Source organism: Oerskovia sp. Root22 (assembly GCF_001429135.1).
Lineage (GTDB): Bacteria > Actinomycetota > Actinomycetes > Actinomycetales > Cellulomonadaceae > Oerskovia > Oerskovia enterophila.
On record NZ_LMIL01000009.1, the window covers coordinates 312,173 to 333,791 of the forward strand.

Here is a 21,619-nt window from a genome sequence, read left to right on the forward strand (position 1 = left end):
ACGTCCCGGAAGGCGGCGCCGCGGTCCGTGCCCCGGCCGGTGGCTGACCGGCCCGGGGTAGGTGACATGGCGGTGGGCGCCGGCCGCAGGAGGATCCCTGCGACCGGCGCCCGTCGTGACGGATCGCGCTACCGCCCGCCCTTGAGCGGGATCTTGACGAGCGTCCCGCCCGGGACCGGCTCGGGGGTCGGCGTGGGCGTGGGGCGGTGCCTCGCGGAGTCGGTCGGCGAGAGCATGCTCGTCCCGCCCGGTTCGCCGGGCTCCTCGGGTCCGGTCGGCAGGCCGGCGAGCACGTCCGAGGTCACGTACAGCGCGGACGAGGTCCACTCGAGCGCGCCGGGCATGACGACCTCGGCGAACGGCACGGGGGTCGTGGTGCCCTTGCGGATCACCGAGATGCGGCTCGCGAAGAGCTCGGCCACGTACACGTCGCCGCGCGGCGAGACCGCGAGGTTGGTCGCCGTGAGCAGACCACCGGCGTAGAAGGAGACCTTCCCGCGCTGGCTCACGGTGTAGACCGCTCCGCGGGCTCCGAGCGAGGGGTCCTCGGGCCCGCCGGGCAGGAGCGAGACGAACAGGCGTCCGTCGGGGCCGCGCTCGACGTCGGTCGGGACCGGCTCGTTGTAGTACGTGTGGCCGATCGTGCACTCGGGCATCCCGGTCGCCGCGGCGACCTCGGCGGTCACGGCGAGCGGCTGGGCGGGCAGGACCGCGACGGTGCGGACCGTCCCGCGCCGGTCGACCGACCAGATGGCGTTCGCCCCGGCGTCGGCGACGTAGGTCGTGCCGTCGATCGTCGTGGAGGCGTACGGGTGCGAGTAGACCTCGCCGGGGTGGCTCGCGCCGCCGACCTCGGGCGGCACCTGGGCCGCGCAGTCGGGCGCGAGGTCGCGGAAGCCGTAGATCACGCCGCCGTCGGGGTTGGTGGCCTGCTCGTGCGCGCCGATGTCGGCGACCGTGCGGATCTTCCCACGCTTGTCGCGCTCCTGGAGGAGCACGCTCGACCCGTCGGGGGTGCCCTCGGTGAACAGGACGCGGCGCCCGTCGGTCGAGACAGCGCTGATCTCCGAGCCGGGGACGGCGGCCGCGTAGACGTTCTGCTGCCCACGGCGGTTCACCTCGGTGACGGAGCCGCCGAAGTTCTGCGAGGCGTACAACGAGCCGTCGTCGCCCACACCCAGCGAGAGCGGGCCGAGGAGCCCGGTCGCGAGGGTCTGCGGGCTGCCGGGGGTCGGCAGGCCGCCTCCGCCTCCGCCTCCGCCTCCGCCTCCGCCTCCGCCTCCGCCTCCGCCGTGGCCGTACCGGTCGTCGTGCGCCTGGGCGGGGGTCGCGCCCAGCGCGAGCGCCCCGACGAGGGCGAGCGCGACCCCGATCGTGCCGGTCCGCTGCGGTCCGCGCGTGGTGCGCGGCCGTCTGATGCTCTTGGTCTTCCTGATCATCGGTTCTCTCCTCGGGCGCGGGACGTCGACGTCGGGCGCCCGTGGTCTGGGCGGCGCTGCGGGCAGGACCGTCGTCGTGGACGGCCTGGTGAACCCGGCGCTCGCCGGTACGGGAGGTGCGGGTGACATGCGGTGCGGTGCGCACCGTGGGCACGGGTCTGTCCGGTGCCGGTGGACGCCGGGGCGTCGTCGCGAGGTCCGGCTCCCCTGCCGGACACACCTAGGGAGCGCTCCCAGGAGGATTCGTGACAGCCGTCCGACGGCGTGCGGCCGATAGCCTGGTGCCCGTGACCGCACATCCCACGCTCGCCCACGTCGTCCGGACCCTCGAGGCGCTCTACCCGCCGTCGACCGCCGAGGGGTGGGACGCCGTCGGGCTCGTGACGGGCGACCCTGCCCAGCCGGTCCGCAAGATCCTCTTCGCGGTGGACCCCGTCGCGACGGTCGCCGACGAGGCGATCGAGTGGGGCGCCGACCTGATCGTGACCCACCACCCGCTCTTCCTGCGGCCCGTGCACTCGATCGCGGCGACCACGTTCAAGGGCTCGCTCGTGCACCGGCTGGTGCGGGCCGGGGTCGGGCTGTACGTCGCGCACACCAACGCCGACGCCGCGCCGCGCGGGGTCGCGGACGCGCTCGCGGACGCGATCGGCCTGGTGGACCGGTCGCCGCTCGTCCCGGCGCCCTCTGCGCCCGACGGCGGCGCGTACCCCGTCGAGACCGGCATCGGTCGCGTGGGACGCCTCGAGGAGCCGACGACGTTGCGCGCCTTCGCACAGCGCGTCGCCGCCGCACTGCCCGCGACCGAGCAGGGGGTGCGCGTCGCAGGCGACCTGGACGCGGCCGTGAGCACCGTGGCCGTCGTCGGGGGCTCGGGCGACTCGCTGTTCGACGCCGTCCGCAGCGCGGGGGCCGACGTGTACGTCACCGCGGACCTGCGCCACCACCCGGCGTCCGAGCTGCGCGAGCGCGCCGAGTTCGAGGGCGGCGCGGCGGGTGGTCCGTTCCTCGTGGACGTCGCGCACTTCGCGAGCGAGTGGCCCTGGCTGCGCTACGCCGCCGCCGACCTGACGGAACGGCTTGCAGATGCGGGTACGGTGGAGACCCGCGTGAGCGTCCGACGGACCGACCCCTGGACCGCCCGGATCGGCTCCGCGCCCCGCGCCTGAGACGGCGCCCCACAACTGCATCGAAAGGAACGCACCCTGTGACCACTGCACCCCCCGAGGACCAGCGACGACTGCTGGAGGTCCAGGCGCTCGACACCCGCCTGCAGCAGCTCGCGCACAAGCGCACCTCGCTGCCCTCGATCGCCCGCATCGCGGAGCTCGACGCGCAGATCTCCGACCTGAGCACCTCGCTCGTCGCCTCCCGCACGGCCGTGAGCGACCTCAAGCGCGAGCTCACCAAGGCCGAGGGTGACGTGGAGCAGGTCCGCACGCGTGCCGCCCGCGACCAGACCCGCCTCGACTCGGGCCAGGTCGGCGCCAAGGACGCCCAGGCGCTCGTGGGGGAGCTCGCCTCGCTCGCCCGTCGCCAGGAGGTCCTCGAGGAGGTTGAGCTCGGTGTCATGGAGCGCCTCGAGGCGCACGAGGACGCGCTCGCCAAGCTCGACGCCGCGAACGACGAGCTGCTCGCCGCGAAGGCCGCCGTCGTGGTCGAGCGCGACGCCGAGCTCGCGCAGATCGACGCCGAGGTCGCGACCGTGACCGCCGCGCGCGCCCAGGCCGTCGAGGGGCTCGACGCCGGGCTCGTCACGCTCTACGACCGGCTCCGCGCACAGCTCGGTGGCCTGGGGGCTGCCGTGCTCAGCGGTCGCCGCTGCGAGGGGTGCCGCCTCGAGCTCAACCCGTCCGACGTCGAGATCATCAAGGCCAAGAGCCCCGACCAGGTCGCGCGCTGCGAGGAGTGCTCGCGCATCCTGGTGCGTCTCGACGCCTGAGGGGCTGCTGATACTGCTGGGACTGTCCGCTAGCTGGAGCTGACGGGACCTGCCGGTGCTGCTGGTTCTGCTCATGGGACCTGCCGGTGCTGCTGGTTCTGCTGACCGGACCTGCTGGCCGGTCTTGCGGTCGCAACGGTCGACACGACCCCGTCCCTCGTGGGGCGGGGTCGTGCTGTGTCCGGGGGGTTCCGGTGCCGAGCACGAGGTTGCGGTCGTTCTGACGGATTCCACGACCGCAACCTCGTGCTCGCATGCGCGCAACGTCGTGTTCGGTGGGTTGACGTCGCTCGTGGTGCCGAACATGCGGTTGGCGTCGTGATTCGGGCTGAGAGCGACGGCAACCGCATGCTCGTGGGACGTCAACCGCATGGTCGCGGTGGTGGGTGTCGTGCGGGATGCGCGGGCGGTGGCCTGGGACAGTGGCGGCCGGCCCGCGGTGGCAGCGGTCGTCGGCTCCGGTGCTGCCCGAGGCCCGTGGAGCCTGGTTGTCCACAGCCTGGGACGGGGGGTGGTGGTGCGGCGGTTTGACCCGTTAGGTTCCTGGGGAGGTAGGGGGCGGTGTGGCCCTGTGCCGGTACCTACCGAGGGGGCAGGGATGGGTTCGCAGGGGTTGCACAGGGCTGCCGCGCATGCGCGCAGAGGCGTGTCGGGCGCTGGGCGTCGACACGAGCGCGGCGACTGGGGGCGGTCGTGGTCGTTGGGCGCGGTGGCGCTGGTGGTCGGGATCGGCGTGGTCCTGGGCGGCTGCTCGACGCCTGCGCCGGAGGTGGAGAAGACACCGTCGGTCGTGAGCGAGGCTCCGAGCCCCACGTCCACGCCGACGCCTGTTCCGACCGGCCCGGTCAAGCCCGAGCGACCGGCGGACATGGACCGCACCGACGAGGTGGGGGCGGCGGCTGCGGCGACCTACTTCTTGGAGCTCTACCCGTACGTGATGGCGACGGGGGACCTCGAGGAGTGGGAGCGGATCTCCCTCGTTGACCTTTGTGAGTTCTGTGTCAAGGTCTCTGCGGACGTGGCGTCCCAGCAGGCGGCCAGGACGACGTACAGCGGTGGGGATGTCGAAGTCGACGTGACGAAGACCTATCCCCTCGACACTCTGCTAGGAGCATTCCCAGTTGATGTCGTGCTCAGCCAAGATGCATCCGTCCTTGCTGACGAAGGTGGAACTGTGGTCGAGAGCAGCGAATCAGCATCGGGTCCACTCCGTGTCGAGGTCATGAACGACGGTGTTGCATGGCTCTTGCTGGAGGTCTCGACCAACATGCCAACATCATGAAGACAGCGGCCTTTGCATTGATGATCGGGGTAACTTCGCTCGCCTTTGGGACGGCATTACCGGCTGGCAAAGACATCTTCGGGAACGCCGAGGGTAATGCTGTCGATGTCGTCGCCACCGACGTCTCCGCAGACGGCTCCGCCCATCGTCCGAAGAACTCCGACGGAACCCCCGCGTCCTCCGAGTACCGGCGGATGCCCGCCGCTTTGTGCCACAACGCGGACTTCACCACGACCAAGGGGCAGATCGGGTCCTGTGCCGACGGTGAGGTCGAGGGAGAGTTCCAGGTCTCGTGTCCCGAGGGTGAGATCGCCCTGGAACCCGTCTTCGTGCAGACCTGGACCAACAACCCGGACGGAACCATCAGTGGTCTGACCGGCTGGACCCTGCTCAACGACGGCGATTGCCTGACCGCGATCGACCTCGCACCGTTGGCCGAGGTCGAGTTCCAACGCCTGACGATCGCCCCGTCGCCGCTCACGGTCCAGCCGCCGGACGGCTGGACGCTGGTCAACATCGAGACCATCACCTACACCACCCCCACCCCGCAGACCTTCGCCACGACCCTGCTCGGCATCCCGGTCACGATCCAGGCCACGCCCGCGACGTACACCTGGGACTACGACGACGGCACCACCCCGACCCAGACCACCGACCCCGGCGCCCCCTATCCCCACCAGAGCGTCTTCCACACCTACACGGACGAGGGCACCGCCACCATCACCCTCGGCACCACCTGGGAAGGACGCTTCCAGATCACCGGTACCTCGAGCTGGACCCCCATCACGGGTACCGCGCACACGACCGCCACCGCCCCACCCCTGACCATCTACGAGGCACGCTCGCGCCTGGTCACCGACCCCCTCGACTGACCTCGACGAGACACGCCCGCATCGCCCCTGTTCGACGCCACGACCAGCACCAGGAACACTGAGGTGGCCGGGCGGCGCACCTTGGCATGGGTACATGATCGGGCTGCGGCGTCCGGGCGCGTGAAGCCCGGGCCATCGCCGACAGAGGCACCCGAGCACGCAGAGGCGGCCGAGCAAGCAGGCGCCGGATGGACGAGGCGAGACGTGGAGGAACAGCATGGGTAGGTCGTTGATCGTCGAGGCCGACGGCGGGTCGCGCGGGAACCCCGGACCCGCGGGCTACGGCGCGCTCGTGCGCGATGCCGCGACGGGAGCGGTGCTGGCCGAGCGAGCGCGCTACCTCGGCGTCGTCTCGAACAATGTCGCCGAGTACTCGGGACTCGTCGCGGGTCTCGAGGCAGCGCGGGGCATCGACCCCGATGCCCGCGTGCTCGTGCGGATGGACTCCAAGCTCGTCGTCGAGCAGATGTCGGGCCGCTGGAAGATCAAGCACGACGACATGCGACGCCTCGCTGCCGAGGCCGCGCTCGTCCTCCCGCCGTCCCAGGTCTCGTACGAGTGGGTGCCGCGCGCCGACAACTCCGCAGCCGACAAGCTTGCCAACGAGGCCATGGACACGGGCGGCCAGATCGCGCGCGACTACCCGGACCCCACCGTCGGCGAAGCGCACGACGACCAGAGCAGCGAGGACCAGGGAGGACGCGCCGAGACCTCGGGTGCGGTCGACAGCGCCGACCGTCCGGCCACCGACGACGACGCGGCGTTCGACACGCCGTCGCGCCCCTCCGGCGCCCGCGCACGGTTCGACGGCGCCGAGCCGCTCACCGTCGTCCTGGTCCGCCACGGTCAGACCCCGCTCACGGTCGCCGGCGCCTACTCGGGCTCCTCGGTCCCGGGCCCGTCGCTGACCGCGCGGGGACGGGTGCAGGCCGCGCAGGCGGCCGACCTGGTCTACCGCATCGGTCGCGACCGCTGGACCGACCTGCCCCGACCGACGGCGATCGTCGCCTCGCCCATGGTGCGTGCGCAGGAGACCGCGCGGGCCGTCGGTCGCCGTCTCGGGTTGCACGTCGGGTCCGACGACCGCTTCGCCGAGGTCCACTTCGGTGAGTGGGAGGGACTGACCGCCCCGCAGATCGCCGAGCGGTGGGACGGGCATCCGGAGAGGTGGCTCACGTCGGGCACCGAGGTCGCGCCGGGCGGGGAGTCCATGGCGGACGTCGGCGACCGGGTCTGGGCCGGGCTGCAGGACCTGCTGGCTCGCGGCACGGGCCGGACCGTGGTCGTGGTGGGGCATGCGGTGCAGGTGCGTGCCGCGGTCGGCCGCGCGATCGAGGCGCCGCCCTCGCGGTGGGCCGGCTTCCGGGTGCCGCCGGGATCGGTCAGCATCCTGCGGCTGTGGGCCGACGGCGCGACCGAGCTGACCGTGGTCGGGTGCCCGAGCGAGCCCTAGACCGTCCCGCAGCGCCCCGCCCCCGCACGGTGCCGAGCACGAGGTTGCGGTCGTTCTGAGGTCCTCAGCGTTCTCAACCTCGTGCTCGACCGCGCGGAACCTCGTTCTCGGCACCCGCACGCCTCGAACACCCGGACTCGGCAAACAGTCGGTGAGGGAAGCGGCGACCAGATGGTTCGTGTCCGCCGATCCACGTCGACCACACGTCGACCCCGCGTCGGCGACCGTTCGCGTGCCGCAGGGCAGCTCGCGCCGCAGAACGGCTCAGGAGACCACGAGCTCCAGCGTCGAGGCGCCGCGCGCCCCAGGAAGCATGGTCGCGTCGAGCAGCTCCGTCCCGACCAGCTCGTACGCGGCCTTGAGCAGCTCCTCGCCCGAGTGCACGGGCTCGGCACGGGTCAGCAGGTGCCCCGTGAGGACGCCGCGCGTGTGCTTGGCGTTGTGCGAGACGACGCTGCGCCGGCCGTCGAGCTCGCGCAGCACCCGGACGGCGACGTGCTCGGCGTCCGCGGGCACCTTCCACGCAGCCGCGTACGGCGCCGACCGGCAGTCGATCACGACGTCTCCCGCAGCCCGCGCGTCGAGCGCCCCGGCGAGGTGCGGGCGCCACGACGGGGCCAGCGCGCCGAGGGGCGGAAGCCTGGTCCCCATCGACAACCGGTAGGCGGGGATGCGGTCGGCGGGGGAGACCGCACCCCACAGGGCTGACACGATCCGGACCGACTCCTCGGCCCGGGCAGCCGCGGCAGGCGGCAGGTCGGCCAGCCCGGCCGCGGCGTACAGGACGCCGCTGTACACCTGTGCGGCCGGAGCCGCGGGCGCGGTGGGCAGCGACACGTTGCGCGCGACCTCGTCGGCCAGCCCGCTGCTCACGCCCAGCACGTCGAGCGCGTCGCGCCGCCTGCTCGCGGCGACGAGCGCGCGGAGCACGGCCTTGCGGTGCCGGGTGAGCGACGGCGAGCTGAGGGCCGAGAGATCGACGGGAGCTCCGTCGTCGGGCACGGACTTTCCCTCGGACGGCGGCAGGAGCAGAAGCACACCGCCACTCTAGGGCGGTCGCACACGGCCACGGACCGCGGCGGGGCGTGGCGATGGTCACCCGTGGCGGACCGCTCGCCCCGGCACTAGGTTGTGCCGCATGGTTCAGGTCAAGGTCTACGGCACCCGCACGGTCTGGGAGATGAAGCGCGAGGACATCTCCGACGCGATCCACCGCGCGGTCGTCGGTGCCTGGGGGCTGCCCGAGGAGAAGCGGTTCCACCGCTTCCTCCTCATGGAGGACGGCGACTTGATCGCGCCGCAGCGCAGCGACGCGTACCTCGTCGTCGAGGTCGTGTGCTTCACGGGCCGCTCGCGAGAGGCCAAGCGGGCGCTCATCGCCGCGATGTTCGACGACGTCGCGCCCTTCCTGGGGCTGGCGGCGGACGACCTCGAGGTCGTCATCCTCGAGAGCCCGCCCGAGAGCTGGGGGATCCGCGGCAGGAGCGGCGACGAGCTCGCACTGGGCTACCGCGTGGACGTGTAGGCTGCGGGAGCGGATGAGTCGGTCAGACGGCCGCGTCGGTGCCCTCGTGGCACCGCCGAGGAACGTCCGGGCTCCACAGGGCAAGGTGGTGGGTAACGCCCACCCGGGGTGACCCGCGGGACAGTGCCACAGAGAACAGACCGCCTCCCACGGCCTCGGCCGTGGGCGGTAAGGGTGAAACGGTGGTGTAAGAGACCACCAGCGGGCCAGGTGACTGGTCCGGCTAGGTAAACCCCACCTGGAGCAAGGTCAGACAGGAAGCGTTCGAGGGCTGCTCGCCCGAGCTTCCGGGTAGACCGCTGGAGGCGTGCGGCAACGTACGTCGTAGATGGATGGCCGTCACCCGTGCGAGGGCAACCGCGCGCGGGGACAGAACCCGGCGTACCGACCGACTCATCCGCCCTCATTCGTCCGGCGACGCCGCCTCCTCTGTCGCCCGTACCTCGCCCTGCGTACGCTGGCTGGATGAGGATCGTCGAGTGCTTGGCCCCGGTGCTGGGGCAGTGGCAGGGCGTCCACCGTCAGCGGCTCCTGCCCACCGACGAGTTCGTCGCGTCGGACGCCACGGCGTCGGTGACGGTCACGGCCCGCGAGTTCGTCTCGCTCGCCTACACGTGGTCCGACGGCGACGCTCCCCAGGAGGGGCTGCTCCTCCTGAGCGGCGGCTCCGGACCGGAGGGGGTCTCCGCGGTCTGGCTCGACTCGTGGCACTCGTCGCCCGCCTGGATGCTGTTCGACGGGACGGTCGGTGAGGACGGCGTCGTCCGGCTGACCGGGAGCTATGCCGCACCGGAAGGGCCGGACTGGGGTTGGCAGATCTTCGTCGCTCCGGTCGAGGGCGGTGGCGGGCGCATGACCATGCTCAACCTGGTGCCCGGCGAGGCGCCCTACGAGGCGGTCGAGGCGGTCTACGACCACCGCGTCTGAGCCGTCACCGGTCACCCGTCACCCGTCGGCTGACCCCGCTCGCCGCATGAGCTCGAGCGGCAGCGCCACCCAGAGCAGCGCGAACAGCACGAGCGCTCCCACGGCCGCGATCACCGCGGCGGCCGGCCCCACGACCACGTCGAAGATGAGCAGCACCGTCCCGGCCACGACGAGCGCGAGCACCACGAGCCCCACGCGCGCCAACCGGTCGGCCGACGTCACGAGCCGCATCTTGAGGTGCTTGCGGAACAGCAGGCGGTGCAACGACACGGGAGCCACGAGCAGGCCCGTCGCGAGCACCGAGAGCACCACGAGGCACAGGTAGATGATGCGCTGGGTGTCGTCGAGCTCGCCGAACCGCTGCTGGAACGGCAGGGTCAGCAGGAAGCCCGTGAGGATCTGCACGCCCATCTGCGTGACGCGCAGCTCCTGCAGGAGCTCGGCCCAGTTGCGGTCGGCGCGCTCCTCGGCCGACTCGTGGCGCGAGTCGGCAGCGCCGGCCACGTCGTCCCCGGACGACCGCGAGTGCCGGGGATCTGGGCCGCCGGCCCCGGAGCCGCCGGCCCGATCGCCCACGGGCTCCCGGCCACCCCCACCGCCCGTGTCCACGGCGGCCTCGTCAGTGGTTCCGGAGAGCCGACACGAGCTCGCTCTTGCGCATGGTCGAGCGGCCCTCGATCCCGATCTCGCGAGCTCTCTTGCGCAGCTCGGTCACGGTCCACTCCTCGTAGGCGGGCGACGACCCGCCCTTCTTCCCGACCGTGCTGCGGGACGATGCCGCCGCGGCGTTGGCGATACGCGCGGACTTCTCCTTGGAGTTCCCCTCGTCGCGCAGGGTCTCGTACAGCTCCTTGTCCTTGACCGAAGGACCGGGGTCTCGCCTGGGCACAGGATCACCTCTCGAGGTCTCGATGAACAGGTCTCTCGACCGTACGACGACCCCGCAGCACTTGCTCGGCACGTGGCACCGGGCCAGAGCAGGTCAAGAGCGGCGAAGACGACCAGGAGGAGGATTCGCCCAAAAACGCACGCCGAGGGCATCCCAGGTAAAGCGCTCCCCAGAATGCTGTCATGCCGGTGCCACTTGGGGGTACCCTGGCTCTGTTGACGGCGCTCTAGACGTCGGGTGCCGAGAACACGACGAGCGGGGGCTCTGGACTCATGACTCCGAGCAAGACGACGACCACCGGCGGTATCACTCTCCTCGAGCAGCCGGATTCGAGTGTCGTGGACATGTGGGGCGAGATCGACGTGGCGCTGCGCAGCGAGGCGAGTGCCGCACTGGCGAACGCACTGGACCGGGACGTGCCTGTCGTGATCGACACCTCGAAGGTGACGTTCATGGACTCCACGGGCATCGCGTTCCTCGTGCAGTTCTACACGATCGGCAGCGAGGAGGGCCTGCAGGTCAGCCTGCGCAACCCTCCGACGGTCGTCACGGACGTCCTGGAGATGCTGGGCGTGATCGACATCTTCCCGGGGCTGCCGACGCACCACGTCGAGCACGACGAACCACAGCACCAGAGCGCGGTCTGACCCGCCTCGCGGCGGGCCGGACCACGCCCGGCGGAGCGGTACGGACCACGCCCGGCGGCGACGGACCCGACCAAGCGCCGGGCGCACCCGTCCGAGCGCGGCCGGACAGTCGGCCGGGTCGGCCTGCCGTCAGGCCGACCGCCGATCAGGCCAGCCCGGCTCCCTCGGCTGCCAGCGCGGCCGCGCCCACGATGCCCGCGGCGTTGCGCAGCTCGGCCGGGATGATGGGCGCCTTGAGGTGCAGCAGCGGCAGGAAGTTCTCGTGGTGCTTGGAGATCCCGCCGCCGACCACGATCAGGTCGGGCGAGAAGAGCATCTCGACGACCTCGAAGTAGCGCTGGAGCCGAGCGGCCCACTCCTCCCACGAGAGGTCCTCCCGGCCGCGCGCCGACTCCGCGGCCCGTGACTCGGCGTCGAACCCGTCGATCTCGAGGTGGCCCAGCTCGGTGTTGGGCACGAGGATCCCGTCGACGACCAGGGCGCTGCCGATGCCCGTGCCCAGGGTCGCGAGCAGGACCACGCCCTTGGTGTCCTTGGCCGCGCCGTAGCGGACCTCGCCGATCCCCGCGGCGTCCGCGTCGTTGACCGCGACGACGTGCCGCCCGGTCTCCTTCTTGATCAGCGCAGGCAGGTCGACGCCCTTCCAGGACTTGTCGAGGTTCGCGATGAACCCGATCACGCCGTGGTGGATGGGGCCGGGGAAGGCCACGCCGATCGGGACGTCGTGCGGCAGGTCGTACTCGTCGACGAGCTCGGCGATGACCTTGGCGACGGCCTCGGGCGTGGAGGGCTGCGGCGTCGGGATGCGGTGACGCTCCTGGGCGAACTCGCCCGTGGCGAGGTCGACCGGTGCGCCCTTGATGCCGCTGCCGCCGACGTCGATCCCGAAGGCCAGCCCGTGGTGGTGGTGTGAGTGCTTGCTCATGGCAGGGTCAGGATCTCCGCTCCGTCTTCGGTGACGACCAGGGTGTGCTCGAACTGCGCGGTCAGCGACCTGTCCGCGGTGACAACGGTCCACCCGTCGTCCCACATGCGCCACTCGGGGCCGCCGAGCGTCAGCATGGGCTCGATCGTGAAGACCATGCCCGGTTCCATGACGGTGTCGTGGTCGGGGGCCGCGTCGTAGTGGGGGATCACGAGCCCCGAGTGGAACGACTCGCCGACGCCGTGGCCCGTGTACTCGCGCACCACGCCGTAGCCGAACCGGTGCGCGTACTTCTCGATCACGCGGCCCAGGACGTTGACCTCGCGCCCGGGTCGCACGGCCTTGATGGCCCGGTCGAGCGACTCGCGCGTGCGCTGCACGAGCAGCGCGGCCTCCTCGCTGATCTCACCGACCGCGAACGTCGCGTTGTTGTCGCCGTGCACGCCGCCGATGAACGCGGTGATGTCGACGTTGACGATGTCGCCCTCGACCATCTCTGTCGAGTCCGGGATCCCGTGGCACACGACCTCGTTGAGCGAGGTGCACAGCGACTTGGGGAAGCCGCGGTAGCCGAGCGTCGACGGGTAGGCGCCGTGGTCCAGGAGGAACTCGTGCCCGATCCGGTCGAGCTCGTCGGTGCTCACACCGGGGGCGACGTGCATCCCGACCTCGGCGAGCGCCTGGGCCGCGATGCGGCTCGCGACCCGGATCCGGTCGAGCGTCTCGGGGTCCACGACGTCGTCGCCCGTGAAGGGCTGCGGGCCGGGCTGCCCCACGTACTCGGGCCGTGCGATCGAGCGTGGCACGACGCGCAGGGGAGAGACCGACCCCGGGACCAACGGTCCGCGTGGGGCGGTCAGGACGGAGGAATCGGGCATGCCGCCAGTCTACGGAGTGCCCGTGGCCCGGTGCGTACGGCCGACGCCGTGCGCGCGGGTGAGGCAGGATCGTCCTATGACGAAGGAACGATTCTCCGACGACGGCGACCCGGTCTCCGAGGACCAGTACTACTTCGACACGCGCACGGGGGAGGTCTCGAAGGGCCCGCAGTCGACGTGGTCCTCGCGCATGGGCCCGTACCCGACGCGTGAGGCCGCGGCCCAGGCGCTCGAGCTGGCCCGTGCCCGCTCCGAGGCCTGGGACGAGGAGGAACGGGAGCGCGAGCGCGACAAGTGACGGATCCGTCCGGTCGGGCCGGCCGCTGGACCGTGGCGCTCGCGGTGCTGCTCGCGGGCCTCGCGGTGGGATGGGTGTCCTGGCTCGCGTTCGGCAGCGGCGCGGGCGACGAGCGCCCGGCGCCCTCCCCGAGCCCGACGACGGAGCTCACCTCGGGTGCGTCCGCGACCGACGTCCCCGGCGTCGCAGGCGTCGCCGGCTCCGGCAAGTCGTCCCCACCGGACCCTGCGTCGCTCCCGCTGACCGGGCTGACGGTCGCGCTCGACCCGGGGCACAACGGCGCGAACGCCCAGCACCCGGACCAGGCCGGTGCGCTCGTGCCGGACGGTCGCGGGGGCTCCAAGGCGTGCAACACGGTCGGCACGTCGACCGACGCGGGCTACCCCGAGCACGCGTTCACGTGGGACGTCGCCTCGCGGGCCACCACGGCGCTCGAGGACCTCGGCGCACGGGTCGTCGTGACGCGCGTGGACGACGAAGGGGTCGGGCCGTGCGTCGACGTCCGGGGAGGCTTCGCCCAGGCGGTGGGGGCGGACGTGCTCGTCTCGGTCCACGCCAACGGCAGCGACGACCGCGCGGCGAAGGGGTTCTTCGTCATCGTGGCGGACCCGCCGCCGGTCGTCGACGGCCCGCCGCGGGCCGACGACGCGGCGTCGAGCGAGCGTCTCGCGACGGCCATGGTCGGAGCCCTGGCATCCGCGGGCTTCACGCCGTCGGGCAGCGTCGCCGGCGCGATCTCGCGGCGCGGCGATCTCGCGACGCTCAACCTCGCCGCGCGCCCCGCGGTGCTGCTCGAGCTCGCCGAGATGCGCAACCCGGACGAGGCCGCGCTGGCGTCCTCCGAGGAGGGACGCCAGCGCTACGCCGACGCGATCGCCGCGGGCGTGGTCGCCTGGGCGGGGTAGCCCCCTTCCCCGGAGCAACCGCAGGCCGGCGAGCCTCCTCGCCCCGAGGCAAGAGGCCCGGGCACGGCGACGCCCGACGGCGCCACGCACCCCGGGCGCACCGGTGCACCCTGGGGAGCGACGCCGTCGGGCGGGGAGGGGCTTACTTCTCGAAGCTGTGCGCCGCGTCCGGGAACGTGCCGCCCTTGACCTCTTCCGCGTAGTCCTGCGCGGCCCGGCCCAGGGCCGCACCGATCTCCGCGAACCGCTTGGCGAAGCGCGGCGACCACTCGGTCATCCCGGCGAGGTCCGTCCAGACGAGGACCTGGCCGTCGCACTCGGGACCCGCGCCGATCCCGATGGTCGGGATGCGCACGATCTCCGTCACGCGGGCCGCGACCTCGACCGGGACCATCTCGAGGACCACGGCGACCGCGCCCGCGTCGGTCACGGCGACGGCGTCCTCGCACAGGCGCTCGGCGGCGTCGTCCCCGCGGCCCTGCACGCGCGGCCCGCCCAGGATGTTCTCCGACTGCGGCGTGAATCCCAGGTGCGCGACGACGGGGATGCCCGCGTCGGTCAGCGCCCGGATCTGCGCGGCCGAGCGACGCCCGCCCTCGAGCTTGACCGCGTGCGCGCCGGTCTCCTTCATGATGCGCACGCTCGTCGCGAGGGCCTGCTCCGGCCCGGCCTCGTACGAGCCGAACGGCAGGTCCACGATCACGAGCGCACGCTGCGCGGCCCGTGCGACGCCGCGCGCGGCGGGGATCATGTCGTCGACCGTGACGGGCAGCGTGGTCCGGTGCCCGTGCATGGTGTTCCCGATCGAGTCGCCGACGAGGAGCATGTCGATGCCCGCCTCGTCGAAGATGCGGGCGGTCACCGCGTCGTACGCGGTGAGCATCGTGAGCTTCTCGTGCCGCGCCTTGGCCTCCGCGAGGTGGTGGACGCGGAAGCGCTTGACGGGCGTGGCCGGGGTCTGGCCGGGCTGGGTGTGTGCGGACATGCTCTCGTCTCTCCAGGTCGTGCGGCCCGCCGGTGGTCGGTGGGCCGGTCGTTCGGGAAGCAGGTGGGGCGTGCGGCCCGGGCGGTGAGCCCGACTACTCGGCCGGCTCGCGCCAGCGGGACGTGACGGGCAGGCGGCGGTCGCGGCCGAACGCGAGCGAGGTGACCTTGGGACCGAGCGGGTACTGGCGCCGCTTCCACTCGGCGCGGTCCACGAGGGTCACGACCTTGTCCACGACCTCGGGGTCGAACCCGCGTGCGAGCAGCTCGGCGCGCCCCTCGGCGTGCTCGATGTACGCGTCGAGGACCTCGTCGAGCAGGTCGTAGGGCGGCAGCGAGTCCTGGTCGGTCTGGCCGGGTCGCAGCTCGGCCGACGGCGGCTTGGTGATCGAGGACTCGGGGATCGGGGGGATCTCGCCCGCGTCGAGCGCGGCGTCGTTGCGCCAGCGCGCGAGGGCCCACACGCGCGACTTGTCGACGTCCTTGAGCGGCGCGTAGCCGCCGATGCTGCCCGCGTCGTAGATGGTCGCGTAGCCCACCGCGAGCTCGGACTTGTTGCCCGGCGCGATGACGAGGTGGCCCTCGCGGTTCGAGATCGCCATGAGGACCACGCCGCGCACGCGCGCCTGGAGGTTCTCCTCGGCGACGCCCTCGAGCGCGAGCTCGCCCTGGAACGCCTCGACCATGGGCGCGATGGGCTGCACGCGGTAGTCGGCGCCGAGGCGCTTGGCGAGGTCGGCGGCGTCGTCCTTGCTGTGCTCGGACGAGTACGACGAGGGCATCGAGACGCCCACGACGTTCTGGCCGCCGATCGCGTCGGCCGCGAGGGTCGCGGTGAGCGCCGAGTCGATCCCGCCCGACAGCCCCAGGACGATCGACCGGAAGCCGTTCTTGCGCACGTACCCGGCCAGCCCCGTGACGCAGGCCCGGTAGACCTCCTCGTCGGGGTGCAGCGGGGGAGCGATGCGCCCCGTGGGGTAGACGGTCGCCGGCGCGGTGCCCGTCAGGTCGGTGGAGGACGTCCGCGCGGGCAGGTCCCAGACCAGCAGGTCCTCGACGAACTGCGGCGAGGACGTGAGCACCGAGCCGTCGGGGCCCACGACGAACGACCCGCCGTCGAACACCAGGTCGTCCTGCCCGCCGACCATGTTGACGTACGCGACGGGGGCGTCGACCTCCGCGGCGCGGCGCGCGGCAAGGTCCGTGCGGACGTGCCCCTTGCCCTCCTCGTACGGAGAGCCGTTGAGCACGAGCAGCAGGTCGATCCCGTGGCCGGCCTCGTCGAGACCGCCCAGCGTGGTGATCGGCCCGCCGTCCTGCCAGATGTCCTCGCAGATGACGATGCCGACCGCGCGGCCCTCGATCTCGACGACGAGCGGCTCGGTCCCGGGCGCGAAGATGCGGAACTCGTCGAACACGCCGTAGTTCGGCAGGTGGTGCTTGTCGTAGGCGGCGAGGACCTCGCCGTGCTGGATGACGACCGCGCGGTTGGTCGGCAGGTCGGCCGGCGCCCCCGAGGCCGCGCGCTCGGGCGTGTCCGGCGTCCCGGCGGTCCCCACGGTGCCCAGGACGACCGTGACGCCGCCCAGGCCCTCGCGCTCGAGCTGCGCGGCGACGTCGGCCGCTGCGGCCCACGCGGCGCGACGGAACGAGGCGCGCAGCGCCAGGTCCTCGATCGGGTAGCCCGTGAGCGTCATCTCGGGGAACGCGACGACGTGGGCGCCCTCGCCCGCCGCGCGCCGGGTCCACTCGAGGATCTTCGCCGTGTTCTGGTCGATCGCTCCGACGCACGTGTCGATCTGTGCGAGGGCGATGCGCAGTTCTGCCATGCTCGCCAGCCTATGCGAACCCGCCGGTCAGGTGCCCATCGGTACCGTTCGGCGCGCGGCCGTGGCACGCTGGCGACACGTCGCGCCGTCAGGACGCGTCGTAACCCGCTCGACACACTCATCAGGCAGGATGTAGCCATGGACAGGCAGCAGGAGTTCGTGCTCCGCACGGTCGAGGAGCGCGACATCCGCTTCATCCGTCTCTGGTTCACCGACGTGCTGGGGATGCTCAAGTCGGTCGCGATCGCGCCCGCCGAGCTCGAGTCGGCCTTCTCGGAGGGCATCGGCTTCGACGGCAGCTCGATCGAGGGCCTCACGCGCGTGTACGAGGCGGACATGATCGCGCGCCCCGACCCGACCACGTTCCAGGTGCTGCCGTGGCGCGGCGACCGCCACGGGACGGCCAGGATGTTCTGCGACATCCTCACGCCCGACGGCGAGCCCTCGCTCGCGGACTCGCGCAACGTGCTCAAGCGCGCGCTGGCCAAGGCGAGCGACAAGGGCTTCACGTTCTACACGCACCCCGAGGTCGAGTTCTACCTCTTCAACCACCCGGCCGACGCCTCGTCGCCGCTCGTCCCGGTGGACCAGGGCGGGTACTTCGACCACCTGGCCCGCGGATCGACGCACGACTTCCGTCGCGCGGCGATCACGATGCTCGAGTCGATGGGCATCTCGGTGGAGTTCTCCCACCACGAGGCCGGCCCCGGCCAGAACGAGATCGACCTGCGCTACGCCGACGCCCTGACCACGGCCGACAACCTCATGACGTTCCGCACGGTCGTCAAGGAGGTCGCGCTCGAGCAGGGGGTCTTCGCGTCGTTCATGCCCAAGCCCATGGCCGACCAGCCGGGTTCGGGCATGCACACGCACCTGTCGCTGTTCGAGGGCGACCGCAACGCGTTCCACGAGCCCGGTGCGCAGTTCGAGCTGTCCAAGACGGCGCGCTCGTTCATCGCGGGCCTGCTGGTCCACGCCGCGGAGATCACCGCGATCACCAACCAGTACGTCAACTCGTACAAGCGCCTGTGGGGCGGGTCGGAGGCCCCGAGCTACGTCTGCTGGGGCCACAACAACCGCTCGGCGCTCGTGCGCGTGCCCATGTACAAGCCGGGCAAGGGAAACTCGAGCCGCATCGAGTACCGCGCCCTGGACTCCGCGACCAACCCGTACCTCGCGTACGCGGTCATCCTCGCGGCGGGCCTCAAGGGCATCGAGGAGGGCTACGAGCTCCCCGAGGAGACCGAGGACGACGTGTGGGAGCTGACGGACTCCGAGCGCCGTGCGCTCGGGATCAAGCCGCTGCCGCAGTCGCTCGACGCCGCGATCCAGATCATGGAGACGTCCGAGCTCGTCGCCGAGACCCTGGGCGAGCACGTGTTCGACTTCGTGCTGCGCAACAAGCGCCAGGAGTGGGACGCGTACCGCTCGCAGGTCACGCCGTTCGAGCTGAAGCGGTTCCTGCAGGTCCTGTGAGCCCGTCCTCGCGCGGGCCCGTCGGGCCTTGGTGGTCGCGATGACCCCGGGGCCCGACGGCGGCGCTCACCTCAGCAGCTTCGGCGCGCCCGCGGGGTCGCGGCGCACCACCCCGACCTCGCGCCTGCGCAGGCTCGGGTTCGCCGACGTCACCCGCTCGTTGTCGCTGCTCGACGACAAGGACCTCGTGGGGGTCCTCGGGCCTCTGTCCGAGGAGCTGCTCGCCGCGGTCGGCGCGACCGCGGACCCTGACCTCGCGCTGCTCCAGCTCGCCCGGCTGTCGTCCGCGGTGGCCGGGGACGAGGCGTCGTGCACGCTGCTCAGGGACGTGCTCTCGGGCACGGCGGCGGGCGAGGCAGCCGCCGACGAGCGGTCGGCGGACGCGGGGGATGCGGCCGGCGAGGGTGCCGGCGACCTCGGTCCCGGTCCCGCGGGCTCCACGGAGGGTGCGACGGCACCGCACGGCCCCGTCCCGACCGGTCGTGACCGCCTCCTGGCGGTGCTCGGCGCCTCGGTCGCGCTCGGCGACGACCTGGTCTCCCACCCCGAGCTGCTGCACGTCGTCGCCGACCCGACGCCGGGGACCGGGGTGCCGGCGGAGGCCGTGCGCGCCGAGCTGCTGCGCGCCGTGGATGCAGACCCCGACGCGGGGCAGCCGGTCGCGGCCGTCCCCGTCGGCGCGGCCACCGACGCGATGCGCCGGGCCTACCGTGCGCGCATCCTGCGGATCGCGGCGACCGACCTCACCGCGCCCGACCCCCTGACCGCGATGCCCGCCGTGGCCGCGGCGCTCGCGGACCTGGCTGCGGCCGCGCTCGAGGCCGCGCTCGCGGTCGCCCGCTCCGAGCTCGACGACCACGGCGCGGGCGTCCGGCTCGCTGTGATGGGCATGGGCAAGTGCGGGGGGCGCGAGCTCAACTACGTGTCCGACGTCGACGTGATCTACGTCGCCGAGCCCGCCGACGGGTACGACGAGGCCTACGCCACGAGCGTCGGGGCACGCCTCGCGACGGGGCTCGCCCGGGTCTGCTCGGGCACGTCCTCGGAACCGCCCTTGTGGCCCGTCGACGCCGCACTGCGCCCCGAGGGCAAGAACGGGCCGCTCGTGCGGAGCCTCGCGAGCCACCTCGCGTACTACGAGCGCTGGGCCAAGACCTGGGAGTTCCAGGCGCTGCTCAAGGCGCGGCTGGTCGCGGGGGACGCCGAGCTCGCGGCGGCCTACCACGACGCGATCAACCCGTTCGTGTGGACGGCCGTGGCTCGGGAGAACTTCGTCGAGGACTCCCAGGCCATGCGCCGCCGGGTCGAGGACCACGTGCCGGCCGCCGAGGCGGACCGCCAGCTCAAGCTCGGCAAGGGGGGACTGCGCGACGTCGAGTTCACGGTCCAGCTCCTGCAGCTCGTGCACGGCCGGGCCGACGACTCGATCCGCAGCCCCAGCACCCTCACGGCGCTCGCCGCGCTGGCGGCGGGTGGCTACGTCGGCCGCGAGCACGCCGCCCGCCTGGCCGCCTGCTACCGGTTCCTGCGCTCGCTCGAGCACCGCATCCAGCTCTTCCGCCTGCGCCGCACCCACCTCATCCCGACCGGGGAGGACGACCTGCGCCGTCTGGCCCGGTCGGTGGGCATGCGCTCCGAGGGCGCCGAAGGGCTCATGGAACGGTGGCGCGCGACGCGCCGGGAGGTGCGCGCGCTGCACGAGGAGCTGTTCTACCGGCCGCTGCTCCCGGCGACCGCGCAGCTCTCGACCGAGGAGGCGAGCCTCGCACCGGAGGCGGCCAAGGCGCGCTTTCAGGCGATCGGCTACCGCGACCCCGCGGGTGCCATGCGCCACGTCGTCGCGCTGACCGAGGGCGTGAGCCGCCGCGCGGCGATCCAGCGTCAGCTCCTGCCCGTAATGCTCGGCTGGTTCGCCGAGGGCGCGGACCCCGACGCGGGGCTCCTGAACTTCCGCACGCTGTCCGAGGAGCTCGGCTCGACCCACTGGTACCTCAAGCTGCTGCGCGACTCGGGGTCGGCCGCGCACCGTCTCGCGACGCTCCTGTCGAGCTCGCGCTACATGGCCGACGCCCTCTCGCGCTCGCCCGAGTCCGTCGCCTGGCTCGCGGACGACGCCGAGCTGGCCCCGCGCGGAGCGGCCCGGCTGGCGGTCGAGGCCGACGCGATCCTGACCCGTGCCGACGTGGCCGGTCCTGCGGCCAAGGCCCTGCGGGCGGTGCGCCGTCGCGAGCTCGCACGCACGGGGGCCGCGGAGATCCTGGGCGTCGTGGACGCGGTCGACGCGGCGCGCGCGATCTCCGACGCCGCCGACCTGCTGCTCGTGGGCGGACTGCGGGTCGCGCAGTTCGTGGCGCGCCAGGAGCTCGGGATCGCGGGCCCCGCCGACGATCCCGCCCGCCTGCAGGTCGTCGCGATGGGACGCCTGGGTGGCCGGGAGATGGGCTACGGCTCGGACGCCGACGTGCTCTTCGTGTACGAGCCCGTCGAGGGGGCCGCCGACCGCGACGCCCAGGCGTTCGCGCTCCTCGTCGCGACCCGTCTGCGCTCGCTGCTCGGGGACATGGGACCCGAGCCGGGGCTGCCCGTGGACGCTGACCTGCGCCCCGAGGGCCGCAACGGCCCGCTCGTGCGCTCGTTCGAGTCCTACGCCGAGTACTACGACCGCTGGTCGGCCGCGTGGGAGAGCCAGGCCCTGCTGCGCGCGCGGCCCGTCGCAGGAGACCCGGGGCTCGGCGAGCGCTTCGTCGAGCTGGTCGACCCCGTGCGCTACCCGGCGGGCGGGATCGAGCCCGCGACCGAGCGCGAGGTCCGGCGCATCAAGGCGCGCGTCGAGGCCGAGCGGCTGCCCCGCGGCGTCGATCCCTCGCGCCACCTCAAGCTGGGCCGCGGCGGGGTCTCCGACGTCGAGTGGACCGTCCAGCTTCTCCAGCTCCAGCACGCGCACGAGGTCCCGGGTCTGCGGACGACGTCGACGGTCGACGCCCTCGAGGCGGCCGCGGACGCGGGCATCGTCACGCCCGACGACGCCGCGACCCTGGGGGAGTCGTGGCACCTCGCGTCGCGGTTGCGCAGCGCGCTCGTGCTCTGGTCCGGTCGCACCGGGGGCCCCTCGGCCGACGTCCTGCCGCACGAGGTCCGGGCGCTCGCGGGCCTGGCGCGCGTGATCGGTGAGGAGTCGGGGGCCGAGCTCGAGGATCGCTACCTGCGCACGGCCCGGCGGGCGCGTGCCGTCATGGAGCGCGTGTTCTACGGCGAGGACTGAGCGTCCCGCTCCTCGTCGAGCCGGTGGCCCGGTCGACGTGGTCCGTGGCGTCGGCGTGGGCTCGTCGCACGCTCCCACACCCGGCC

General features: G+C 72.7%; 20 protein-coding genes and 1 other RNA gene. 13 read left to right on the plus strand and 8 right to left on the minus strand.

All coding sequences use genetic code 11. The features are described 5' to 3' along the window. Positions 1–128: 128 nt before the first annotated feature. A complete protein-coding gene (locus ASE15_RS11855) occupies positions 129–1,439 on the minus strand; it encodes a ScyD/ScyE family protein (RefSeq protein WP_056763445.1) in 1,311 nt (436 codons plus the stop codon). Positions 1,440–1,726: 287 nt separating this feature from the next. Here ASE15_RS11855 and ASE15_RS11860 point away from each other — a divergent pair, with 287 nt between their 5' ends. From ASE15_RS11860 to ASE15_RS11880, 5 genes are all read left to right on the plus strand, one after another. Further along, positions 1,727–2,608, plus strand: a complete 882-nt coding sequence (locus ASE15_RS11860; RefSeq protein WP_056763794.1) for a Nif3-like dinuclear metal center hexameric protein — start codon at positions 1,727–1,729, stop codon at positions 2,606–2,608. A 38-nt stretch (positions 2,609–2,646) separates the two neighbouring features. After that, positions 2,647–3,381, plus strand: coding sequence for a zinc ribbon domain-containing protein (locus ASE15_RS11865; RefSeq protein ID WP_056763448.1), 735 nt, complete (start codon positions 2,647–2,649; stop codon positions 3,379–3,381). 718 nt (positions 3,382–4,099) lie between these two features. Then, positions 4,100–4,663: a DUF6318 family protein gene (locus ASE15_RS11870; protein WP_157277210.1), complete on the plus strand. Its 564-nt coding sequence runs from the start codon at positions 4,100–4,102 to the stop codon at positions 4,661–4,663. Positions 4,664–4,857: 194 nt separating this feature from the next. Further along, positions 4,858–5,535: a hypothetical protein gene (locus ASE15_RS11875; RefSeq protein ID WP_157277211.1), complete on the plus strand. Its 678-nt coding sequence runs from the start codon at positions 4,858–4,860 to the stop codon at positions 5,533–5,535. 217 nt (positions 5,536–5,752) lie between these two features. Next, positions 5,753–6,988, plus strand: a complete 1,236-nt coding sequence (locus tag ASE15_RS11880) for a bifunctional RNase H/acid phosphatase (protein WP_056763454.1) — start codon at positions 5,753–5,755, stop codon at positions 6,986–6,988. 264 nt (positions 6,989–7,252) lie between these two features. Here ASE15_RS11880 and ASE15_RS11885 read toward each other — a convergent pair whose 3' ends face one another. After that, entirely contained in the window at positions 7,253–8,026 is a 774-nt protein-coding gene (locus ASE15_RS11885) for a YaaA family protein (protein WP_056763455.1), read from the minus strand. A 100-nt stretch (positions 8,027–8,126) separates the two neighbouring features. Between ASE15_RS11885 and ASE15_RS11890 the strand changes: the two genes are divergently transcribed. From ASE15_RS11890 to ASE15_RS11895, 3 genes are all read left to right on the plus strand, one after another. Then, positions 8,127–8,513, plus strand: a complete 387-nt coding sequence (locus ASE15_RS11890) for a tautomerase family protein (protein WP_056763458.1) — start codon at positions 8,127–8,129, stop codon at positions 8,511–8,513. A gap of 14 nt (positions 8,514–8,527) precedes the next feature. After that, positions 8,528–8,913: RNase P RNA component class A (gene rnpB / locus ASE15_RS13850), an RNA gene on the plus strand. Between the two features lie 65 nt (positions 8,914–8,978). Then, entirely contained in the window at positions 8,979–9,440 is a 462-nt protein-coding gene (locus ASE15_RS11895; RefSeq protein ID WP_056763459.1) for a DUF1579 family protein, read from the plus strand. Between the two features lie 18 nt (positions 9,441–9,458). On the opposite strand, the gene ASE15_RS11900 is transcribed toward ASE15_RS11895, so the two are convergent. Then, positions 9,459–9,944 carry a DUF6328 family protein gene (locus tag ASE15_RS11900; protein WP_056763461.1) on the minus strand — a complete coding sequence of 162 codons (486 nt, stop codon included), beginning with the start codon at positions 9,942–9,944 and terminating at the stop codon, positions 9,459–9,461. A 115-nt stretch (positions 9,945–10,059) separates the two neighbouring features. Continuing rightward, on the minus strand, positions 10,060–10,329 hold the full coding sequence (locus tag ASE15_RS11905; RefSeq protein ID WP_056651094.1) for a Rho termination factor N-terminal domain-containing protein: 270 nt from the start codon (positions 10,327–10,329) through the stop codon (positions 10,060–10,062). Between the two features lie 272 nt (positions 10,330–10,601). Here ASE15_RS11905 and ASE15_RS11910 point away from each other — a divergent pair, with 272 nt between their 5' ends. Next, a complete protein-coding gene (locus ASE15_RS11910) occupies positions 10,602–10,976 on the plus strand; it encodes an STAS domain-containing protein (RefSeq protein ID WP_056651097.1) in 375 nt (124 codons plus the stop codon). A 145-nt stretch (positions 10,977–11,121) separates the two neighbouring features. Here the strand turns inward: ASE15_RS11910 and ppgK are convergent, their stop codons facing one another. Both ppgK and map read right to left on the minus strand, forming a co-directional pair. Then, entirely contained in the window at positions 11,122–11,901 is a 780-nt protein-coding gene (gene ppgK, locus ASE15_RS11915; RefSeq protein WP_056651100.1) for a polyphosphate--glucose phosphotransferase, read from the minus strand. After that, positions 11,898–12,779: a type I methionyl aminopeptidase gene (gene map, locus ASE15_RS11920; RefSeq protein WP_056651102.1), complete on the minus strand. Its 882-nt coding sequence runs from the start codon at positions 12,777–12,779 to the stop codon at positions 11,898–11,900. The genes ppgK and map overlap by 4 nt, the downstream gene beginning before the upstream one ends. A gap of 76 nt (positions 12,780–12,855) precedes the next feature. Between map and ASE15_RS11925 the strand changes: the two genes are divergently transcribed. Both ASE15_RS11925 and ASE15_RS11930 read left to right on the plus strand, forming a co-directional pair. Then, positions 12,856–13,077: a hypothetical protein gene (locus ASE15_RS11925; protein WP_056651104.1), complete on the plus strand. Its 222-nt coding sequence runs from the start codon at positions 12,856–12,858 to the stop codon at positions 13,075–13,077. Continuing rightward, positions 13,074–13,982 (plus strand): N-acetylmuramoyl-L-alanine amidase, encoded by a 909-nt coding sequence (locus tag ASE15_RS11930; protein WP_082618401.1) that lies wholly within the window; start codon positions 13,074–13,076, stop codon positions 13,980–13,982. Before ASE15_RS11925 ends, ASE15_RS11930 begins: the two co-directional genes overlap by 4 nt. Before the next feature lie 142 nt (positions 13,983–14,124). Here the strand turns inward: ASE15_RS11930 and panB are convergent, their stop codons facing one another. Continuing rightward, the gene (panB, locus tag ASE15_RS11935) at positions 14,125–14,967 is read right to left on the minus strand and encodes a 3-methyl-2-oxobutanoate hydroxymethyltransferase (RefSeq protein WP_056763464.1); all 843 of its coding nucleotides are present in this window, start codon (positions 14,965–14,967) and stop codon (positions 14,125–14,127) included. Positions 14,968–15,061: 94 nt separating this feature from the next. Beyond that, positions 15,062–16,795, minus strand: coding sequence for an NAD+ synthase (locus tag ASE15_RS11940; RefSeq protein WP_056763466.1), 1,734 nt, complete (start codon positions 16,793–16,795; stop codon positions 15,062–15,064). A gap of 138 nt (positions 16,796–16,933) precedes the next feature. Here ASE15_RS11940 and ASE15_RS11945 point away from each other — a divergent pair, with 138 nt between their 5' ends. Together ASE15_RS11945 and ASE15_RS11950 are read left to right on the plus strand one after the other, a co-directional pair. Next, complete coding sequence (locus tag ASE15_RS11945; RefSeq protein ID WP_056651115.1) at positions 16,934–18,271, plus strand: glutamine synthetase family protein; 1,338 nt, start codon at positions 16,934–16,936, stop codon at positions 18,269–18,271. 40 nt (positions 18,272–18,311) lie between these two features. Continuing rightward, positions 18,312–21,533 (plus strand): bifunctional [glutamine synthetase] adenylyltransferase/[glutamine synthetase]-adenylyl-L-tyrosine phosphorylase, encoded by a 3,222-nt coding sequence (locus tag ASE15_RS11950; RefSeq protein WP_056763800.1) that lies wholly within the window; start codon positions 18,312–18,314, stop codon positions 21,531–21,533. Positions 21,534–21,619 lie beyond the last annotated feature (86 nt).